The sequence below is a fragment of the Shimia sp. genome (genome assembly GCF_041624275.1).
Lineage (GTDB): Bacteria > Pseudomonadota > Alphaproteobacteria > Rhodobacterales > Rhodobacteraceae > Shimia.
Map to the genome: position 1 here is coordinate 1 of NZ_JBFJVE010000265.1, position 3,060 is coordinate 3,060.

The window sequence follows — 3,060 nt, forward strand, 5'->3', positions numbered from 1 at the left end:
GGATCGCGGCGTCGATCTGGTCCAGAACTGCGAAGTCACCGGCATCGACATCGAAAACGGCGTGGTCAAGGGCGTGCAGACCACGCGCGGGCCGATCCGCGCCAAGAAGGTCGCCATCATCGTGGCCGGCCGGTCGGGGCAGGTGGCGGCAATGGCCGGGCGGCGCCTGCCGATCGAAAGCCATGTGCTGCAGGCCTTTGTCACCGAAGGGCTGAAGCCGGTGATCGACCATGTGGTCAGCTTCGGCATGGGGCATTTCTATATGAGCCAATCCGACAAGGGCGGGCTGGTGTTTGGCGGCGATCTGGATTTCTACGCCTCCTATGCCAGCCGCGGCAACCTGCCGATGAAGGAACATGTGATGGAGGCGGGGATGACGCTGATGCCGATGATCGGCAAGGCCAAGGTGCTGCGCTCGTGGGGGGGGATCATGGACATGACCCCCGACGGATCGCCGATCATCGACAAGATGGAGGGCATCGACGGGCTCTATATCGACTGCGGCTGGAACTATGGCGGCTTCAAGGCGGTGCCGGCCTCGGGCTGGTGCATGGCGCATCTGATGGCCACCGACACCCCGCATGAGGTGGCCGCCAAATACCGGCTCGACCGGTTCCGCACCGGGGTGGGCATCATGGATGAAGAGGGCACCGGCTCTCAGCACAACCTGCACTGAGGAGAGAAGAGATGCGTATTACCTGTCCTCATTGCGGCGAACGCGACCGTCGCGAGTTCTATTATGTGGGTGATGCCGTGGCGCTGGAGCGCCCCGACCCCGAGGCGGGCGACGTGGCCTGGGACGACTATGTGCACAACCGCGACAACCCCGCCGGGGTGACGCGCGATCTGTGGTACCACGAGAGCGGCTGTGCGGCCTGGATCGTGGTCACCCGCAACACGATAACCCATGAAATCCTGAAGACCGAGCTGGCCTCGAAGGTGAAGGAGGCACTGGCATGAGGGTCAATGGCAAGGGGCTGGTCGACCGCGCGTCGCCGCTGAGCTTCACCTTCGATGGCCGCTCGGTCGATGCCTATGCCGGAGACAGCGTCGCCTCGGCGCTGCTGGCCAATGACATCCGCCTGGTGGCGCGGTCGTTCAAGTACCACCGCCCGCGCGGCGTCATGGGCGCCGGCAGCGAAGAGGCGGGCGCCCTGATCACCGTCGGTCATGGCGCCGGGCAGGATCCCAATGTGCGCGCCACCATGCAGGAGGTCTTTGCCGGGCTGGAAACCCGCTCGCAGAACCGCTGGCCATCGCTTGATTTCGACATTCTCAGCCTCAACGATCTGGCATCGCCCTTTCTCAGCGCCGGGTTCTATTACAAGACCTTCATGTGGCCGAAAGCCTTCTGGGAAAAGCTCTATGAGCCGGTGATCCGGCGCGCGGCGGGCATCGGCGGGCTCAGCGGTCAGCACAACCAGGACCGTTACGAAAAGGCCTTTGCCTTCTGCGATCTGCTGGTGATCGGCGCCGGTCCGGCCGGGCTGATGGCGGCGCTGACCGCGGCGCGCGGCGGGGCCGATGTGATCCTCTGCGACGAAGACAGCCTCATGGGCGGGCGTCTGAACGGCGAGACCTATGAGGTCGCCGGCCAGCCGGGGCAGGACTGGGCCGCTGCCACGGTGGCCGAGCTGGCGGCGATGGACAATGTGCGCCTGATGGCCCGCACCACGGTGACCGGCGCCTATGATCAGGGCACTTTCGGGGCCTTGGAACGGGTGGCGCATCATGTTGAAAACAGGGGCGAGCGGCCGCTGGAATGCTTCTGGCGCATCGTTGCCAAACGCTCGATCCTGGCAGCGGGGGCGATCGAGCGCCCGGTGGCCTTCCGCAACAACGACCGCCCCGGCATCATGACCGCCAGCGCGGTGCGCACCTATCTCAACCGCTATGGCGTCGCGCCGGGCAAATCCGTGACCGTGTTTGCCAACAACGACGATGCCCATCGCACGGCGCGCGATCTGGTGGCGGCGGGGGTGCATGTGGCCGGGGTCATCGACTCGCGCCATGATGCGCCCGACGGTCAGGGCTATCAGGTCTACAAGGGCGCCGAGGTCTGCAATTCCGTCGGCCGCAAGGGGCTCGAGGCGGTGACCTTCCGGTACGCCACCGGCGGCGAGGACCGGCTGCACACCGATTGTCTGGCCATGTCGGGGGGCTGGAACCCCAGCGTGCATCTGACCTGCCACATGAATGGCCGCCCGGCCTGGAACGAGGCGATCCAGTCCTTCGTGCCGGTGGCCGGGGCAATCCCGGGGATGCAGGCGGCGGGTGCCTGCACCGGGGCCTTTTCGACCCAGGACGCCCTGCGTCAGGGGGGCGAGGCGGCGCAGGCGGCGCTGGGCGATCTGGGGCTGAAGGCCGCCGCTTGGGATCTGCCCGAGGCCGAGGACGGCGCCTATCGGGTCAAGGCGCTTTGGGCGGTGCCCGGCAAGGGCCGGGCCTGGCTTGATTTCCAGAACGATGTGACGGTCAAGGATGTGAAGCTGGCGGCGGCCGAGAACTTCCGCTCGGTCGAGCATATGAAACGCTATACCACGCAGGGCATGGCGCCGGATCAGGGCAAGAATTCGAATGTGGCGGCGCTGGCGGTGCTGGCCGATGCCACCGGGCGCGGCATTCCCGAAACCGGGACCACCACCTTCCGACCGCCTTACGTACCTGTTGCCATCGCCGCCATGGGGGCGGGTGCGCAGGGCGCGGGCTTTGCACCGCAGCGCTTTACCACCAGCCACAGGGCCAGCGTCGATGCCGGCGCGCCGATGATCGAGGCCGGGCTGTGGTATCGCCCCAGCTATTTCCCCGCCCCGGGCGAGACCACCTGGCGGCAGTCCTGCGACCGCGAGGTCAATATGGTGCGCCGCGCGGTGGGCATCTGCGATGTGTCCACTTTGGGCAAGATCGACCTTCAGGGCCCCGACGCGGGCCGGTTCCTTGATTTCGTCTATACCAACATGTTCTCGACCCTGAAGGTGGGGCGCACCCGCTATGGGCTGATGCTGCGCGAAGACGGCACGGTGATGGATGACGGCACCACGGCGCGGATGGGGGAAAACC

Annotated in this window: 3 protein-coding genes; all 3 read left to right on the top strand. The window is 66.4% G+C overall.

Annotated features, from left to right (window positions below; genetic code table 11):
• The coding region (locus tag ABZD10_RS14775) for an NAD(P)/FAD-dependent oxidoreductase (RefSeq protein WP_372887665.1) at positions 1-676 on the top strand (676 nt) is incomplete at its 5' end.
• A gap of 11 nt (positions 677-687) precedes the next feature.
• Positions 688-960: a sarcosine oxidase subunit delta gene (locus ABZD10_RS14780; protein WP_372887667.1), complete on the top strand. Its 273-nt coding sequence runs from the start codon at positions 688-690 to the stop codon at positions 958-960.
• A partial coding sequence (locus tag ABZD10_RS14785; protein WP_372887669.1) for a 2Fe-2S iron-sulfur cluster-binding protein occupies positions 957-3,060 on the top strand: 2,104 nt, incomplete at its 3' end. The genes ABZD10_RS14780 and ABZD10_RS14785, both read left to right, overlap by 4 nt.